14 protein-coding genes are annotated in these 15,851 nt (G+C 67.9%); all 14 read left to right on the plus strand.

The genetic code is table 11. The features are described 5' to 3' along the window. Positions 1-195 precede the first annotated feature (195 nt). Genes VFG17_RS18315 through VFG17_RS18380 form a run of 14 tightly spaced genes read left to right on the plus strand, consistent with a single transcriptional unit; the run spans position 196 to position 15,851 of the window. A complete protein-coding gene (locus VFG17_RS18315; RefSeq protein ID WP_325030815.1) occupies positions 196-696 on the plus strand; it encodes a division/cell wall cluster transcriptional repressor MraZ in 501 nt (166 codons plus the stop codon). Next, entirely contained in the window at positions 693-1,673 is a 981-nt protein-coding gene (gene rsmH, locus VFG17_RS18320; RefSeq protein ID WP_325030816.1) for a 16S rRNA (cytosine(1402)-N(4))-methyltransferase RsmH, read from the plus strand. Before VFG17_RS18315 ends, rsmH begins: the two co-directional genes overlap by 4 nt. Next, positions 1,667-2,290 (plus strand): hypothetical protein, encoded by a 624-nt coding sequence (locus VFG17_RS18325; RefSeq protein WP_325030817.1) that lies wholly within the window; start codon positions 1,667-1,669, stop codon positions 2,288-2,290. Before rsmH ends, VFG17_RS18325 begins: the two co-directional genes overlap by 7 nt. After that, positions 2,287-3,975 (plus strand): penicillin-binding protein 2, encoded by a 1,689-nt coding sequence (locus tag VFG17_RS18330; RefSeq protein WP_325030818.1) that lies wholly within the window; start codon positions 2,287-2,289, stop codon positions 3,973-3,975. The genes VFG17_RS18325 and VFG17_RS18330 overlap by 4 nt, the downstream gene beginning before the upstream one ends. Next, the gene (locus VFG17_RS18335; protein WP_325030819.1) at positions 3,975-5,414 is read left to right on the plus strand and encodes a UDP-N-acetylmuramoyl-L-alanyl-D-glutamate--2,6-diaminopimelate ligase; all 1,440 of its coding nucleotides are present in this window, start codon (positions 3,975-3,977) and stop codon (positions 5,412-5,414) included. Before VFG17_RS18330 ends, VFG17_RS18335 begins: the two co-directional genes overlap by 1 nt. Beyond that, entirely contained in the window at positions 5,411-6,787 is a 1,377-nt protein-coding gene (locus VFG17_RS18340; protein WP_325030820.1) for a UDP-N-acetylmuramoyl-tripeptide--D-alanyl-D-alanine ligase, read from the plus strand. The genes VFG17_RS18335 and VFG17_RS18340 overlap by 4 nt, the downstream gene beginning before the upstream one ends. Further along, positions 6,787-7,857, plus strand: coding sequence for a phospho-N-acetylmuramoyl-pentapeptide-transferase (mraY, locus tag VFG17_RS18345; protein ID WP_136173809.1), 1,071 nt, complete (start codon positions 6,787-6,789; stop codon positions 7,855-7,857). Before VFG17_RS18340 ends, mraY begins: the two co-directional genes overlap by 1 nt. Next, positions 7,854-9,158 (plus strand): UDP-N-acetylmuramoyl-L-alanine--D-glutamate ligase, encoded by a 1,305-nt coding sequence (murD, locus tag VFG17_RS18350; RefSeq protein WP_325030821.1) that lies wholly within the window; start codon positions 7,854-7,856, stop codon positions 9,156-9,158. Before mraY ends, murD begins: the two co-directional genes overlap by 4 nt. Next, positions 9,155-10,390 (plus strand): putative peptidoglycan glycosyltransferase FtsW, encoded by a 1,236-nt coding sequence (locus tag VFG17_RS18355; RefSeq protein WP_325030822.1) that lies wholly within the window; start codon positions 9,155-9,157, stop codon positions 10,388-10,390. The genes murD and VFG17_RS18355 overlap by 4 nt, the downstream gene beginning before the upstream one ends. After that, on the plus strand, positions 10,387-11,571 hold the full coding sequence (gene murG, locus VFG17_RS18360) for an undecaprenyldiphospho-muramoylpentapeptide beta-N-acetylglucosaminyltransferase (protein WP_325030823.1): 1,185 nt from the start codon (positions 10,387-10,389) through the stop codon (positions 11,569-11,571). Before VFG17_RS18355 ends, murG begins: the two co-directional genes overlap by 4 nt. Next, positions 11,571-13,004, plus strand: coding sequence for a UDP-N-acetylmuramate--L-alanine ligase (gene murC / locus VFG17_RS18365; RefSeq protein WP_325030824.1), 1,434 nt, complete (start codon positions 11,571-11,573; stop codon positions 13,002-13,004). The genes murG and murC overlap by 1 nt, the downstream gene beginning before the upstream one ends. Then, positions 13,001-13,993: a UDP-N-acetylmuramate dehydrogenase gene (gene murB / locus VFG17_RS18370; protein ID WP_325030825.1), complete on the plus strand. Its 993-nt coding sequence runs from the start codon at positions 13,001-13,003 to the stop codon at positions 13,991-13,993. The genes murC and murB overlap by 4 nt, the downstream gene beginning before the upstream one ends. Beyond that, positions 13,990-14,916 (plus strand): D-alanine--D-alanine ligase, encoded by a 927-nt coding sequence (locus VFG17_RS18375; RefSeq protein ID WP_325030826.1) that lies wholly within the window; start codon positions 13,990-13,992, stop codon positions 14,914-14,916. The genes murB and VFG17_RS18375 overlap by 4 nt, the downstream gene beginning before the upstream one ends. After that, on the plus strand, positions 14,913-15,851 hold the full coding sequence (locus VFG17_RS18380) for a cell division protein FtsQ/DivIB (protein WP_325030827.1): 939 nt from the start codon (positions 14,913-14,915) through the stop codon (positions 15,849-15,851). The genes VFG17_RS18375 and VFG17_RS18380 overlap by 4 nt, the downstream gene beginning before the upstream one ends.

Below are 15,851 nucleotides of genomic sequence, written 5' to 3' on the forward strand. Positions count from 1 at the left end.
AATTCGGAGTGCTTTTTGCGGCAAATAGGGGCTAGATTCCCTATTTCACCCTAAAATACCCCTTTTCACCCCGATCTATAGTTGATACTCAGGAATCGGAGAGGGGCATTCTCCACCCGCGCCGAACCATCCGGAATCCTGCGATTCCGGGGCCGGGAAAGTTTTGCCCGGTGGCGCGATACGGGGGGCAGAGCGATGGCGATTGTGACGCCCGGCCAGTATGCGGGCACCAATTTCGCCGCGATCGATGGCAAGGGGCGCGTCGCCGTTCCCTCTCAGTTCCGCAACAATGTGCCCCTCAATGCGGACGGCCAGCGCGTGCTCTGGGTCGGTTTCCACGAAAAACTGCCCTGCCTCGTCGCTTATGGCCCGGACCAGTACGACCGGCTGAACGGCGAGATCGAACGCGACCGCGAAACCGCGCGGCTGCGCAACCTCGACTTCGACGAGGACGCCGAATTCAAGAAGCGCTTCAGCTATACCGAGCCCTACACGCTCGACGACAGCGGTCGTTTCCTTCCCAGCTTCATCCACCGCGACCGCGTCGGCGATGCCGGCGCGACGGCTTTTGTGGGCTCGGGCCGCCGCCTCGAAATCTGGTGGCTGCCGACCTTGGCCGAATGCGCCGACGCCGACCCGGTTCTCCAGCGGCTCGCGGCGTCGTGGGACGCGACGAAAGGGAAGGGGCGCAAGTGACCGACCTCCTCCCCAGGGATCCCCGCCACGACCCGGTCCTCCGCGAAGAAGTCATCGCCGCGCTCGCCATCGCCCCGGGTGAGCGCCATGTCGATGCGACCTTCGGCGCCGGCGGCTACACGCGCGCGATGCTCGCCGCGGGCGCCGATGTCGTCGCCTGCGACCGCGATCCCGACGCGATCGCCGAAGGGCGGGCGCTCGTTGAGGAAGCCGGCGGAAAGCTGACGCTGGTCCACGGCCGCTTCGGCGAAATCGACCGGCTGCTCGCCGAGCGCGGGATCGACGCGGTCGACGGCATCACCTTCGACATCGGCGTTTCGTCGATGCAACTCGACCGCGACGAACGCGGCTTTTCCTTTCAAAAGGACGGCCCGCTCGACATGCGCATGGCGCAGGAGGGCGAAAGCGCCGCCGACTGGCTCAATCGCGCCGACGAGGCCGAGATCGCCGACGTGCTCTTCCACTATGGCGACGAACGCCAGTCGCGCCGCGTCGCGCGCGCGATCGTCGCCGCGCGCCCGCTGACGCGCACCGCCGAACTCGCGAGCGTGATCCGCAAGGCGCTGCGCCATCCGCCTGGCGCGCCCAAGGATCCCTCGACCAAAAGCTTTCAGGCGATCCGCATCCACATCAACAGCGAGCTCGACGAGCTGGTCGCGGGCCTTTCCGCCGCCGAGCGGCTGCTGCGCCCCGGCGGCCGGCTCGCCGTCGTCAGCTTTCACAGCACCGAGGACCGGATCGTGAAGAATTTCCTGCGCGAACGCAGCGGTGGCGATGCCGCGGGTTCGCGTCACCGGCCCGCGCCGATCCCTCTGGCGCGGGCCGCAACCTTCGAGACGCCGGCGCGCAAGATACGCCCGGGCAAGGAAGAGGAAGCGCGCAATCCGCGCGCCCGTTCGGCGACGCTGCGCAGCGCGGTCCGCACCGCGGCGCCCGCCTGGCCGGATAGTTCGATGAAGGAGGCGATGTCATGCTGATGGCGGCCCGCAAGCTCCAGGGAATCGGCCTGGTCCTGCTCGTGCTCATCTTCGCGATGATGCTGTATCCGGTGTCGCTCAAGGTGGCGGCGACGCGCAGCGAATTGACGCGTATCGAACGCGATATCGTCCAGGCGCGCGACAATATCCGCTATCTCGAATCCGAACTCGCGGTGCGCGCCTCGATGCGCCAGCTCGAACAGTGGAACGCCGATGCGTTCGGCTATTCGGCGCCCGACGCGGCGCAATATCTGGAAAACGAACGCCAGCTCGCCTCGCTCGACCGGCTACCGCGCGCGCGCGGTGCCAACGAGGTGGCGCCGGTGCTGATGGCGATGGTCTCGCCGGTCGCGGTGCCCGCCGCGCCGAAGGACAGCCCGGTCGCCAGCGCACCCACGGCGACGAAGCCCGCGGCGGCCAAGCCCGCCGCACCCAAGCCGGTCCAGCTCGCGCAGGCCGATACCGGCGTGCGCAGCGACGTGACGCCGCGCATGGCGCCGACGCGCCGCCGCGAACAGCTCAAGATGATCGAGGATCAGTTGCTCGCCGAATCGACGCTCGCCGATCTGAAGCGCGCGGCCGCCCTCGAAGCCGCGGGAGGCAAGCCCGGCCGATGAACACGCTCGTCGTCCGACCGACGCGGGTCCGAACCGCCGGGGTGCGGCAGCAGATATTGCTGACCGCGCAACAGCGTTTGATGATCCTGATGCTGCTGTTCATGGCGGCATTTTTCGTCGTGTCGGTGCGTCTTCTCTATTTCGCGCTGTTCGATACCTCGTCGGGCCATTCGTCGGCCGCGGCGTTCGTCCCGGCACGCGCCGACATCGTCGACCGCAACGGCGTCCCGCTCGCGCGCACGATCGACGGCTATTCGATCCGCGTCGTGCCGGCGAAACTGCTAAACGACCGGCAATATCTGGCGGCCGAGCTGCACAAGATTTTCCCCGACATGACGCGCCAGGATTTGCTGGCAAAGCTGACCGGGCCGCGCCCGACCTATATCCGCCGCCGCGCGCTGCCCGATCAGGTCGCGGCGGTGAATGCGATCGGCGATGTCGGCTTCGACTTTCCGCGCGAAAAGGAACGCCTCTATCCGCAGCTGACCCTCGCGGCGCATGTGCTCGGCTTCATCAACGCCGACGGCCATGGCGTGACGGGGGTCGAAGGCGCGTTCGACCAGCGGCTGATCGACGAGGCGACGCGCGGCCAGCCGCTCGCACTATCGATCGACGCGCGCGTGCAGGGCGTGCTCGAAAGCGAGCTGAGTTCGGCGGTCACCAACCTCGAGGCGATCGGCGGCGCGGGCATCATCCTCGACGTCCACACCGGCGAAGTCGCCGCGATGACCTCGCTGCCGACCTATAACCCCAACAAGCTGACGGGTAGCGATCCGACGACGCGCCGCAACGCGGTCACCTATAATCTCTATGAGCTCGGGTCGACCTTCAAGCCGCTCTCGATCGGCGCCGCGATCGACGCGGGCACGGTGACCAGCATGGCGCGCCGCTATGACGCGACGGCGCCGCTCCCGATCGCGGGCTTCCGCATCCGCGACAGCCACCCCGGTCGCTGGTATAATGTGCCCGAGACGCTGATCGAAAGCTCGAACATCGCGACCGCGCGCATCGCCGACGAGCTGGGGCGCGAAAAGCTGGAAGCGCTGTTCCGCAGCGTCGATTTCGACAAGCGCCCCGAAATCGAGCTCAAGGAACGCGCCTTCCCGCTCTGGCCCAAAAATTGGGGCCGGGTGACGACGATGACGACCAGCTACGGGCACGGCATCGCGGTGACGCCGCTGCATCTCGCGAGTGCATACGCCGCGCTCGTCAATGGCGGCCTCTACCGTCCCGCGACGATGCTCAAGCTCGGCGACAAGCCGCCGCCGCAGGGGCGCCGCGTGTTCAAGGCGTCGACCAGCGCGCGGATGCGCCAACTGCTGCGGCTGATCGTTTCGGACGGCACCGGCAAACAGGCCGACGCGCCCGGCTTCCGGGTCGGCGGCAAGACCGGGTCGGCCGAAAAGCCGGGCGCGGGCGGGTATCGCCGCCATTCGCTCGTCTCGACCTTCGCCGCGGCCTTCCCGATGGATAATCCGCGCTATATCGTGCTCGTGATGATCGATGAGCCCAAGGGCAACGCCTACAGCTCGGGCCAGCGCACCGCGGGCTGGACCGCGGCGCCGGTGGTGCGCAAGGTCGTGACGCGCGCGGGTCCGATGCTCGGCGTATTCCCCGACGAAAGCCGCGACGTCGACGTCTCCGAACTCACGCCGCTGCTGCAAAGAGGCGAGGAAACGCACTGATGCGTCTCGCCGCGCTGCTCGAGGATCAGGCGCTGGAGGGGGGCGGTCCCGTGGTGACGGGGCTCGCGATCGATCATCGCAAGGTCGCCCCGGGAACCATTTTCGGCGCTTTCGTTGGCGAAAAGTTCAACGGCGAGGACTTCATTCCCGCCGCGGTCGAAGCGGGCGCGGTCGCGATCGTCGCGCGGCCCGAGGCGGAGGTGGAGGGTGCGGTGCATGTCGCCGACGCCAATCCGCGCCGCGCCTTCGCGCATATCGCCGCGCGCTTCTTCCATCGTTTCCCGGCGACCTCGGTCGCGGTCACCGGCACCAACGGCAAGACCTCGACCGTCGAAATGACGCGCCAGTTGTGGCGCATGGCCGGCTTCAACGCCGCCTCGATCGGCACGCTCGGCATCACGACCTCGATGGAGAGTGCCTCGACCGGGCTCACGACGCCCGACATCGTCACCTTTCTGTCGACCATGTCGGGCCTCGCCGCCGAAGGCGTCACCCACGCGGCGTTCGAAGCGTCGAGCCACGGCCTCGACCAGTATCGCACCGAGGGACTGCCGGTGAAGGCGGCCGCCTTTACCAACCTCAGCCACGACCATCTCGACTATCATGGCACGATGGAGGCTTATCTTCAGGCCAAGCTCCGCCTCTTCGCCGAGGTGGTCGAGCAGGGCGGTGCGGCCGTGGTCTGGGCCGACGATGACTATTCGTCCGCTGTGATCGATGCGGCAAAGGCGCGCGGCATCCGCCTGCTGACTGTCGGCACGAAGGGCGAGGCGCTCCGCCTCGTCTCGCGCGAGCCGACCCAGCTCGGCCAGTCGTTGATGATCGCGGCGGGCGACGCTACGCACAAGGTCAACCTGCCGCTGATCGGCGCCTATCAGGTCGCGAATGCGTTGGTATCGGCAGGACTCGTCATTGCGACCGGCGGCGACATTGGCCAGACGCTCACCAACCTCGCGCGGCTCCAGCCGGTGCGCGGGCGGCTCGAACGCGCCGCCATCACCAAAAGCGGCGCGCCGATCTATGTCGACTACGCCCACACCCCCGACGCGATCGAAGCCGCGCTCGACGCGCTGCGCCCGCATGCGGCGGGGCGCCTGATCCTCGTTTTCGGCGCGGGCGGCGATCGCGACCAGGCGAAGCGCCCCGAAATGGGCAAGGTCGCCGCCGCCAAAGCCGACGCGCTCATCATCACCGACGACAATCCGCGCGGCGAGGACCCCGCCGCCATCCGCGACGCGATCGCCGCTGCGGCCCCGAATGCGCAAGTGATCGGCGACCGCCGCGCCGCGATCGCCGCCGCGATTGCGGAGGCGCGCGCCGACGACATCATCTGCATCGCGGGCAAGGGCCACGAACAGGGCCAGATCGTCGGGCGCGGCGACGATATGCGCGTTATCCCCTTCGACGATGTGACCGTCGCGCGCGAGGAGGCGGCATGAACCCGCTCTGGACCGCTCGCGGCATCGCCGCTGCCACCGGCGGCACCGCCAACGCCGACTTCACCGTCCAGGGCGTCGCGTTCGACTCGCGCGAGGTGACGAAGGGCGATCTCTTCATCGCGATGAAGGGCGAGAGCGCCGACGGCCACGCCTTCATCGACAAGGCGATCGCGGCAGGCGCCGCGGGCATAATCTGCGAAACCCAAATCGACCATCCGCACGTCCGCGTCGCCGACAGCGCCGCCGCGCTGAACGCGCTCGGCATCGCTTCGCGCGCGCGCAGTCATGGCCGCATCATCGGTGTCACCGGATCGGCGGGCAAGACGGGGACCAAGGAGGCGCTGTTCGCCGCGCTCGACCGCTTCCGCCCGGGTAGGGCGCATCGCTCGGTCAAAAGCTACAACAATCATGTCGGCGTGCCGCTCAGCCTCGCGCGTATGCCGAGCAGCGCCGATTACGGCATCTTCGAAATGGGGATGAACCATGCGGGCGAGCTCGCCGCGCTGACGTGCATGGTGCACCCGCACGTCGCCGTCGTCACCACCATCGCCCCCGCGCATATGGAGTATTTCGGCAGCGAGGAAGCGATCGCCGACGCGAAGGGCGAGATTTTCGAAGGGCTCGAACCCGGCGGCACCGCGATCGTCCCGTTCGACAGCCCGCATTATGCACGGCTGCGCGCCAAGGCCGAACAGCATGCCGCGCACATCGTCAGCTTCGGGCTTAGCGAGGGCGCCGACGTCCGCGCGGTCGACTGGCTGCCCGATGGCCAGGGTGGCTCGCTCGTCACCGCGCAGGTGCAGGACTCGCTGCTCTGCTTCACGATCGCGCAGGCCGGCGCGCACTGGGTCGCCAATTCGCTCGCGGTGCTCGCCGCGGTGAAGGCGGTCGGCGGCGACCTGCCCGCGGCGGGCCTCGCCTTTGCCGAAATGGGCGGGCTGGCGGGGCGCGGGGCGCGCCACCGCATCGAGGTGCCCGGCGGCGACATCCTCGTCATCGACGAAAGCTATAACGCCAACCCCGCCTCGATGGCGGCGACGATCGGCCAGCTCGGCGCCGAATCCGCAGGCCGCAAGGTCGCGATTCTCGGCGCGATGAAGGAGCTCGGCCCGGACGGCGAGGCCTATCACGCCGCGCTCGCCGCTCCGCTCGTCGCGGCCGGAGTGCAATTCGCCCTGCTTGTCGGCGAAGAGATGGCGCCGCTCGCCAAAGCACTTGAGGGCCGCATCGATTTCGAGCATGTGCCCGCCCACTCGGCCGCGGTAGGGCGGCTCGGTGACCTGATCCGCCCCGGCGACGCCGTGCTGGTCAAGGGGTCGAACAGCGTCGGCCTGTCGCATGTCGTGACGGCGCTGACCAACGGGGATTATTGATGTTATATTGGCTGGCGGAATGGCTTGGCTTTCCGGGGGCGCTCAACCTCATCCGCTACCTGAGCTTCCGCTCGGGCGCCGCGGTCGCGACCGCGATGATCCTCGGGCTGTGGATCGGGCCGCGCTTCATCCTGATGCTGCGGATGCGGCAGGGGAAGGGGCAGCCGATCCGCGACGACGGCCCGCAGAGCCACCTCGCCAAAAAGGGCACGCCGACGATGGGCGGGCTGATGATCCTCATTTCGCTGATGATTTCGGCGCTCCTCTGGATGGATCTCTCCAACCGTTTCGTCTGGGCGTGTCTGTTCGTCTCCGCGGGCTTCGCGGTCGTCGGCTTCCTCGACGATTACGACAAGGTGACCAAGGCCAGCCACCGCGGCATTCCCGGCCGCGTGCGCCTGCTCATCGAATTCCTGATCGCGGGGGTCGCGGTGCTACTGATCGTGTCGCGCACCGGCACCGACCTTTATCTGCCCTTTTTTAACGACGTCTATGTCCCGCTCGGCCCGCTCTATTATGTCTTTGCGATGGTGCTGATCGTCGGTTTCGGCAACGCGGTGAACCTCACCGACGGGCTCGACGGGCTCGCGACCTTCCCGGTGATCATCGCCAGCCTGACCTTCCTCGTCATCGTCTATCTCTCGGGTAACGTGAAGTTCGCCGAATATCTCGGCATCCCGCACGTCCCCGGTGCGGGCGAGCTCGCGGTGTTCGCCGCCGCGATCATCGGCGCTTGCCTCGCCTTCCTCTGGTTCAACGCGCCCCCAGCCGCCGTCTTCATGGGCGACACGGGAAGCCTTGCGCTCGGCGGCGCGCTCGCGACGATCGCGGTCACCGCGCAGCACGAACTGGTGCTCGTCCTCGTCGGCGGACTGTTCGTGGTCGAGGCCTTGTCGGTGATCATCCAGGTCTTCTGGTACAAGCGCACCGGCAAGCGCGTCTTTCGCATGGCGCCGATCCACCATCATTTCGAGCAATTGGGCTGGCCCGAATCGACCGTCGTCATCCGCTTCTGGATCGTCTCGATCGTCCTCGCGCTGGCAGGGCTCGCGACCTTGAAACTCCGGTGATCACCTCGCGCGCCTTCGCCGGCCGCCGCTACGCGGTGCTGGGACTGGCGCGCTCGGGCCTCGCGACGGTCGAGGCGCTCGTCGCCAGCGGCGCGGGCGTCACCGCGTGGGACGAGCGCGAGGACGCGCGCGACGACGCGATGGCACTCGGCGCCGACATCGGCAATCCGCTCGAGATCGACCTCGTCGGTTTCGCCGGCGTCGTCGTCTCGCCCGGCGTGCCATTGAACCGCCACCCGATCGCCGCGCACGCGCGCGAAGCCCATGTCCCCGTCATCGGCGACATCGAGCTCTTCGCTGAAGCTGAGGGCGACCTTCCGCCGCACAAGCTCGTCGGCATCACCGGCACCAACGGCAAGTCGACCGTCACCGCGCTTGTCGCCCACATGCTCGAAAGCGCGGGGATCCCGACGCTGATGGGCGGCAATATCGGCCTGCCGATCCTCAGCCGCGAGCCGCTACCTGAAGGCGGCGTCTACGTCCTCGAACTGTCGAGCTACCAGATCGACCTCGCGCACAGCCTCGCGTGCGATATCGCGGTGCTGACCAACCTTAGCCCCGACCACCTCGACCGCTACGACGGCTTCGCCGGCTATGCGGCGTCGAAGGCGCGCCTGTTCAGCCTTCAGCACCGCGATCAGGTCGCGATCGTCGCGGTCGACGACGATCCGTCGAAGATGATCGCGGGACGCGTCAATCACCGCCTCCACCGCGTCTCGGGCAAGGATATCGACCCGGTGGACCAGGCGCGCTGGCCCGCGCTGCAGGGGCCGCACAACGCCCAGAACGCCGTCTGCGCGATCGCGGTGTGCCGCGTGCTGGGGCTGGATGACGAGCAGATCGAGCGGGGGCTCGCGACCTACAAGTCGCTGCCGCACCGCATGGAATTGGTCGGCGAAGCCGATGGTGTGCGCTGGTTCAACGACAGCAAGGCCACCAACGCGGCTTCCGCTGCACCGGCGCTGGCGGCATTCCCGCCGGCGCCGGACCAGCGTTTGCACTGGATCGCCGGCGGGCAGGCGAAGGGCGACGGGCTCGCCGCGTGCCGGCCCTGGTTCGGCCACGTCAAGCGCGCCTATCTGATCGGTGAGGCGATGGAGGGTTTCGCCGCCGAGATCGGCGACGCTGTTCCGCTCGAGCGGTCGGGCGATCTGGCGACGGCGGTGAAGCAGGCGGCGGCGGCGGCGCAGGCGGGCGATATCGTCCTGCTGTCGCCCGCATGCGCCTCTTTCGACCAGTTCAGGGATTATGAGCAGCGCGGCGACGCGTTCCGCGAACTCGTACAGGCGCTCGGGGCATGAGCGGGGGAGACAATATGGACGCGACGAACGAACGTCCGGTGATCGCCGCCACGCGCACGACCAAACGCCGCGGCCCGCGCCTCAGCCGCGCCGACCGCACCCCGCTCGGCCTCTGGTTCTGGGAGATCGACCGCGTCCTGCTGCTGCTCGTCTCGATCCTCGTCGCGGTCGGGCTCGTCGCGGTCGCGGCGGCATCGCCCGTCGCGGCGCAGAAACTCTCGACCTCGACCGCGGCGCTTGATCCGCTCTATTATTTCTATCGCCAGCTGATGTGGGTGATCGTCGGCGTTCCCGTGATGCTGATGGTATCGATGCTGCCCAAGCCGCAGGCGCGGCGCTTCGCCATTTACGGCACCGTCGCCTTCCTCTTCCTGCTCTTCCTCGTGCCGCTGGTCGGCACCTCGGTCAACGGCGCGCAGCGCTGGCTCGGCAGCGGGATGCTCCGTCTCCAGCCGTCCGAATTTCTGAAGCCCTTTTTCGCGGTGTCGCTCGCCTGGGTGCTGTCGCTGCGCCTTCACGACCAGAGCCTGCCCGTCGTCCCGCTCGCCGCAGCGCTCACCGGCGTCATAGCGCTGCTGCTGATGGGCCAGCCCGATCTGGGGCAGACGGTCATTTTCGCCGCGACCTGGTTCGTGCTCGTGCTCGTCGCGGGCCTCTCGATGCGGATCATGGGGATGCTCGCGGGCACCGGCGTCGCCGGCCTCATCCTCGCCTATTTCTTCTATCCCGTCGCGCAGCAGCGCATCAACATCTGGCTGTTCGACAAGGGCGACAGCTTTCAGGTCGACAAGGCGCATGCGACGCTCACCGCCGGCGGGCTGATCGGCACCGGCCCCGGCGCCGGGCTTGCCAAATTCCAGCTGCCCGAAGCGCACACCGACTATATTTTCTCGGTGATCGGCGAGGAGTTCGGGATGATCGCGTGCATCGCGATCGCGGCGCTGTATCTGGCAATCATCGTCCGCGTGCTCGTCCGCCTGCTCGACGAGGAGGACAGCTTTCTTATCCTCGCGGTCGCGGGGCTGATCGCGCAGTTCGGCGGACAGGCGGTGATCAACATGGGGGTGAACACGCAGATCTTCCCGTCGAAAGGGATGACGCTGCCTTTCATCTCCTACGGCGGCTCGTCTTTCATCGCTTTGTCGATCGGCATGGGTTTGCTCTTGTCGCTGACCCGGCGAAACCCCTATGCGGCACGGGTGTCGATGACCCGCAACTGGAACAAGAAATGACCGCAACCCGCCACTTTCTTCTCGCCGCCGGCGGGACGGGAGGCCATATGCTGCCCGCCTACGCCCTCGCGGGCGAACTGATCGCGCGCGGCCACCGTGTCGCGCTGGTCAGCGACGACCGCGGGCTGAAGATTCCGGGCGCGCCCGCCGAGATGGAAACGCATGTCCTGCCCGCCGGCCGCGTCCATGGCGGTCCCGTCGGCTGGCTCAAGGCCGCGCTCGCGATCCGCAAGGGTCGCAGACAAGCGATCGACCTGATCCGCGAGTTCGATCCCGCGGTCGTCGTCGGCTTCGGCGGCTATCCCTCGCTCCCCAGCCTGCTCGCGGCGGGCGCGACGCGGCGGCCGCGCGTGCTCCACGAGCAGAATGCCGTGCTCGGCCGCGTCAACCGCATGATGGCGCCGCGCGTCGACGCGGTCGCGGTCGCCTATCACAATATCCAGCGCTATCCCGCGGGGCACGAGCTCAAGAAACATATCACCGGCAATCCGGTGCGCGACGAGATCATCGCGATCCGCGACGACGGTTTCCCGCCTTTGCCCGAGGATGGCATCTTCCGCCTGCTCGTCGTAGGGGGCAGCTTGGGCGCGACGGTGCTCAGCGAGGTCGTGCCCGCCGCGATCGCGATGCTGCCGCGCGCCTTGCTCGACCGGCTGCAGGTCGTCCAGCAATGCCGTGAGGATGATCTGGAAGCGGTGCGCGCCCGCTATGCCGAGCTCGGTGTCGCCGCCGAATGCGCGTCCTACATCAAGGATTTCCCAGATCGGCTGCGCTGGGCGCATATGGTCATCGCGCGCGCCGGGGCGTCGACCGTCGCCGAACTCGCCTGTGCGGGGCGCCCCGCGATCTTCGTCCCCTATCCAAGCGCGATGGACGATCATCAGACGTGGAATGTCGTCGACCTCGTCGAAGCGGGCGGTGCGATCGCCTTTCAGCAGCCGGCCTTCACTCCCGCCGAGGTCGCGAAGCATATCCAGCGCATGGCGCTCGAACCCGGCGCGCTCGAGGAAGCCGCCGAGCGTGCGGCAAGCTGCGGCCTGCCGAACGCGACGCGCGACCTCGCCGATCTCGTCGAATCGCTCGTCGCGCCGCCGATGATGGACGTGATCCGCGTCGGCGCGCCGTCGCGCTCGGCCGCGGTCGCGGGCGGCGTCGCCGCCACCCGCGCGGGAGACAAATGATGCGCGGCGTCGCGACCGACATCGGCACCATCCATTTCATCGGCATCGGCGGCATCGGCATGTCTGGCATCGCCGAGGTGATGCACAATCTCGGCTATCAGGTGCAGGGCAGCGACATCGCCGACTCTTATGTCGTCGAGGGGCTGCGGGGGCGCGGGATCAAGGTCGCGATCGGGCATGAGGCCTCGAACGTCGACGGCGTCGCGGTGGTCGTCACTTCGACGGCGGTCAAGCGCGGCAATCCCGAGGTCGAGGCCGCGCTCGCGGGCCGCATCCCGCTCGTCCGCCGCGCCGAAATGCTCGCCGAACTGATGCGCCTCAAATCGACCGTCGCGATCGCGGGCACGCACGGCAAGACGACGACGACCAGCCTTGTCGCCGCGCTGCTCGACGCGGGCGGGATCGACCCGACGGTGATCAACGGCGGTATCATCAACAATTACGGCTCGAACGCGCGCCTCGGCGCCAGCGACTGGATGGTCGTCGAGGCCGACGAGAGCGACGGCAGCTTCCTGCGCCTCGACGGGACGATCGCGGTCGTCACCAACATCGATCCCGAGCATCTCGATCATTATGGCAGCTTCGATGCGATCAAGGACGCCTTCGTCGAGTTTATCGAGAATGTGCCCTTTTATGGCGCCGCGATGCTCTGCCTCGACCATCCCGAGGTGCAGGCGATCATCCCGCGCATCCGCGACCGCCGCATCATCACCTATGGCTTCTCCGCCCAAGCCGATGTGCGCGGCACCAATGTGACGCCGGGTCCCGACGGCAACCGCTTCGACGTCGTCGTGCGCGACCGCGACGGCAACAGCCGCACGATCGAGGGGATTCACCTGCCGATGTCGGGGCGTCACAATGTCCAGAACGCGCTCGCCGCGATCGCGGTCGCGCTGCACATGGGCGTCAGCGACGCGAAGATCGCCACTGGCTTCAACGGCTTCGCCGGGGTCAAGCGCCGCTTCACCAAGGTCGGCGAGATCGCTGCCGGAGACGGCGTCGTGACCGTGATCGACGATTACGCCCACCATCCGGTCGAAATCCGCGCCGTGCTTTCAGCGGCGCGCGAAGGGGCGGGGGCGGGGCGCGTCGTCGGCGTCGTCCAGCCGCACCGCTTCACGCGCCTGCGCGATCATATGGACGATTTCCAGCAGGCGTTTAACGACGCCGACATGGTGCTCGCGCTTCCCGTCTACGCCGCGGGCGAAAGCCCGATCGACGGCGTTTCGTCCGATACGCTCACCGCTGGACTGCGCGACCGCGGCCACCGTCACGCGCAAGTCGTCGCCGACGCGAACGCGCTCGCCGCGAGCCTCGCCGCGAGCATCCGGGCGGGCGAGCTCGGCGCGGGCGACATGATCATCTGCCTCGGCGCCGGCGATATCACGAAGATGGCGGCAGGTCTGGCGAGCGCGGTGGAGGCGGCGAAGTGACCTCCAACCCCAAAACCGCTCGTCCTGAGCTTGTCGAAGGACCGTCCTTTTCTTCCGCGACGGAGAAAGGGAAGAACCACCCTTCGACAAGCTCAGGGCAAACGGCATTTGAAAATGTTCGCGGCAAACTCACGCCCAAAGCCGCGCTCGCCCCGCTCGTCTGGTTCAAGTCGGGCGGTCCCGCCGACTGGCTGTTCGAACCGAAGGACGCCGACGATCTCGCCGACTTTCTGCGCGACCTCGATCCCGCCACCCCCGTGATGGCGCTCGGGCTCGGCTCGAACCTCATCGTTCGCGACGGCGGCTTCCCCGGCGTCGTCGTCCGGCTCGGCAAGGCGTTCGCGAAGGTCGAGGCGATCGACGCGACCACGCTGCGCTGCGGCGGCGGTGCGTCGGGCATCCTCGTCTCCTCGACCGCCCGCGACGCAGGCATCGCGGGGCTCGAATTCCTCCGCTCGATCCCCGGCACCGTCGGCGGCTTCGTGCGCATGAACGGCGGTGCCTATGGCGGCGAGGTCAAGGATATATTGATCGACGCCGACGTCGTGCTGCGTTCAGGCGAGCGCAAGTCGCTGCCGCTCGCCGATTTGGGCTACACCTATCGCCACAGCGAATTGCCCGAGGGCGCAGTCGTCATCGGCGCGACCTTCCGCGGCCGCCCCGGCGAAGCGCAAGCCATTCAGGCCGAAATGGACCGCATCTCGGCGAGCCGCGAGGCGTCGCAGCCACTGCGCTCGAAAACCGGCGGCTCGACCTTCAAGAACCCTGATGGACACAAGGCCTGGCAATTGGTCGACGAGGCCGGCTGCCGCGGCTTCGCCGTCGGCGGCGCGCAGGTCAGCGAGAAGCACACCAATTTCCTCATCAATACCGGCGAGGCGACGAGCGCCGACATCGAGGCCTTGGGCGAGGAAGTCCGCCGCCGGGTGAAGGCGAAAAGCGGCATCGAATTGCAATGGGAGATTCAGCGCGTGGGGAAGGCCAAGTGAGCCGGGGTCCGTGGCATGTCGCCGTCCTGATGGGCGGCTGGTCGGCCGAGCGCGAAGTGTCGCTGATGAGCGGCAACGGCGTCGCCGACGCGCTCGAATCGCGCGGCCACAAGGTCACGCGCATCGACATGGACCGCGACGTCGCGCAGCGGCTTGCCGAGGCGAATCCCGACGTCGTGTTCAACGCGCTCCACGGCGTCCCGGGCGAGGACGGGACGGTGCAGGGCATGCTCGACCTGATGGGCCTCAAATATACCCACAGCGGCCTCGTCACCTCGGTGATCGCGATCGACAAGGAGTTGACGAAACAAGCCCTCGTGCCGCATGGAATCCCCATGCCGACGGGGACGATGGTCGATAGCGAAAGCCTCTTTTCCATCGACCCCTTGCCGCGCCCCTATGTGCTGAAACCCGTCAACGAGGGCTCGTCGGTGGGGGTTGCGATCGTCAAGGACGACAGCAATTACGGCAACCCGATCGCGCGCGAAGCCGTCGGCCCGTGGCAGGAGTTCGACCGCCTGCTCGCCGAACCCTTCATCAAGGGGCGCGAGCTGACCGTCGCGGTGCTCGGCGATCAGGCGCTCGCCGTCACCGAACTGCGCGTCAAGTCGGGCTTCTACGACTATGACGCCAAATATACCGACGGCCTCACCGAACATGTCTGCCCCGCCGACGTCCCCGCGGACGTCGCGCAGCGGATGAAGGACCTCGCGCTTCAGGCGCACCGCCTCCTCGGCTGCAAGGGCGCGTCGCGTTCGGATTTCCGCTGGGACGACGAACATGGCCTCACCGGCATCTTCCTGCTCGAGGTCAACACCCAGCCCGGCATGACGCCGCTCAGCCTCGTGCCCGAACAGGCGCGCGCGGTGGGCATGGATTATGCCGAACTCGTCGAACGCATCGTGGGGGAAGCGTTGTCATGAGCAAGACACAGATCAAGCGCGGGAAAGCACCGCCCAGGCGGCCCGCGCGCGCGCCGAAAAAGCGGCGCAAGATCCAGCAGTCGCGCCTCAACGCGATCATCAACGCGCTGCCGGTCAGCCCGCAGCGGCTGCAGAAGATCGCCAACTGGACGATCGGGCTCAGCCTCTGCGCCGTCGTGGCGATCGCCGCCCACGCGACCGGCGTCACCGCCAAGGTCCACGAGGAATATGCCCAAGCCGTCGGCCGCGCGGGCTTTCAGGTGAAGAAGGTCGAGGTCGTCGGCGCCGACCGCATCGACCGGCTCAAGGTCTATGACATCGCGCTCGCGCAGAAGGACCGCTCGATGGCGGCGGTCGACCTCGAGGATGTCCGCGCGGACCTGATGAAATATGGCTGGATCAAGGATGCGCGCGTGTCGCGCCGCCTTCCCGACACGCTCGTCGTCGACATCGTCGAGCGCACCCCGGCGGCGATCTGGCAGCATAATAATCGCCTGTCGCTGATCGACGAAAAGGGCGTCGTGCTCGAACCCGTCACCGTCGCGACCATGCCCGACCTGCCGCTCGTCATCGGGCCGCGCGCGAACCAGCGGTCGCAGGATCTCGCGCGCCTGCTCGCCTCGGCGAGCAGCCTCAAGGAATTGCTCGCCGGCGCGACCTGGGTCGGCAACCGCCGCTGGGACCTCCGCTTCCGCAGCGGCGAGACGCTGTCGCTGCCCGAGGGCGAGGCCGAGGCGAAGGCCGCGCTCGCCAAATTCGCGCATATGGACGGCGCCAACCGCCTGCTCGGCCGCGGCATCCTCCGCTTCGACATGCGCGACCCCGCGCGCTTCGTCCTCCGCCTGCCGCATGAGGGGCAGGTGGCGCCCGCGAAGCTCGACGACATGCGCGCCGCGGTCGATGCCGTCGCCGACGCGGCGGCGGAGAAGGGCTGA

This window comes from Sphingopyxis sp., assembly GCF_035686825.1.
Classification (GTDB): Bacteria; Pseudomonadota; Alphaproteobacteria; order Sphingomonadales; family Sphingomonadaceae; genus Sphingopyxis.

What these genes read in the sequence shown, in the direction of transcription:
- VFG17_RS18315 (WP_325030815.1), top strand. Translation starts at nt 196, where the DNA reads ATGGCGATTGTGACGCCCGGCCAGTATGCGGGCACCAATTTCGCCGCG.
- VFG17_RS18325 (WP_325030817.1), top strand. Translation starts at nt 1,667, where the DNA reads ATGCTGATGGCGGCCCGCAAGCTCCAGGGAATCGGCCTGGTCCTGCTC.
- VFG17_RS18330 (WP_325030818.1), top strand. Translation starts at nt 2,287, where the DNA reads ATGAACACGCTCGTCGTCCGACCGACGCGGGTCCGAACCGCCGGGGTG.
- VFG17_RS18335 (WP_325030819.1), top strand. Translation starts at nt 3,975, where the DNA reads ATGCGTCTCGCCGCGCTGCTCGAGGATCAGGCGCTGGAGGGGGGCGGT.
- VFG17_RS18340 (WP_325030820.1), top strand. Translation starts at nt 5,411, where the DNA reads ATGAACCCGCTCTGGACCGCTCGCGGCATCGCCGCTGCCACCGGCGGC.
- mraY (WP_136173809.1), top strand. Translation starts at nt 6,787, where the DNA reads ATGTTATATTGGCTGGCGGAATGGCTTGGCTTTCCGGGGGCGCTCAAC.
- VFG17_RS18355 (WP_325030822.1), top strand. Translation starts at nt 9,155, where the DNA reads ATGAGCGGGGGAGACAATATGGACGCGACGAACGAACGTCCGGTGATC.
- murG (WP_325030823.1), top strand. Translation starts at nt 10,387, where the DNA reads ATGACCGCAACCCGCCACTTTCTTCTCGCCGCCGGCGGGACGGGAGGC.
- murC (WP_325030824.1), top strand. Translation starts at nt 11,571, where the DNA reads ATGCGCGGCGTCGCGACCGACATCGGCACCATCCATTTCATCGGCATC.
- VFG17_RS18380 (WP_325030827.1), top strand. Translation starts at nt 14,913, where the DNA reads ATGAGCAAGACACAGATCAAGCGCGGGAAAGCACCGCCCAGGCGGCCC.